Source organism: Comamonas sp. CAH-2, from assembly GCF_009668305.1.
Lineage (GTDB): Bacteria > Pseudomonadota > Gammaproteobacteria > Burkholderiales > Burkholderiaceae_C > Comamonas > Comamonas aquatica.
Map to the genome: position 1 here is coordinate 1 of NZ_VSWF01000084.1, position 675 is coordinate 675.

The following is a 675-nucleotide window of genomic DNA, read 5'->3' on the forward strand; positions in this document are numbered from 1 at the left end:
TTCTCAGATTGCCCACCCTCCACATGAGGCACAGCTTGCCATCCCTCATGGCAATCACAGCGTTGTGACTGAAAACCAATGTCTCATTTCTTTTTTTGGGCTTAGCCATTTTTGCCATCACGGCCCCAATGATAAATGCATCGATAATACAGCCCACTATTGATTGAAAGACAACCATGAAAACGGCTATTGGGCATTCGTCTGTGACGCATCGGAACCCGTATCCGATAGTGGTTTGTGTTTCGATAGAGAAAAGGAAAGCTGCGGTAAAGGAATTTACTTCGGAGACACAGGCCTTGGATACCTTGGATTTATCATCATCATCTTTATAATCGGTGTCCAAATCTCCATGCAACAAAGCGATCAACCAAAAAACGCAGCCAAAGAAGAGCCAAGACAGTACGAAGGCGAGACAAAAAATAACCAACATCCAGCGCCAGCGGATATCAACGCAGGTTGTGAAAATATCGGCCAAGTACCGTTGACCCTTTTCCCCCACGTTTATGAACTGCACATTACAGTGGCCATCTTTCTTGACAAAGCGTGACCGGCACTGTTGGCGGGTATGCACCTTAGATTTCCCATTCCCAAAACCGTTGGCTACAGCCATGGTTGCCAGTTTCATCCCGTCCTCCTCGCTTGATACGATAGAATACCGATTGGTTCGCACTGATC

1 pseudogene is annotated in these 675 nt (G+C 46.7%); it reads right to left on the reverse strand.

Annotation, left to right across the window (positions count from 1 at the left end):
• A pseudogene (locus tag FYM52_RS18570) lies at nucleotides 1–625 on the reverse strand (hypothetical protein); the annotation flags it as partial.
• Nucleotides 626–675 lie beyond the last annotated feature (50 nt).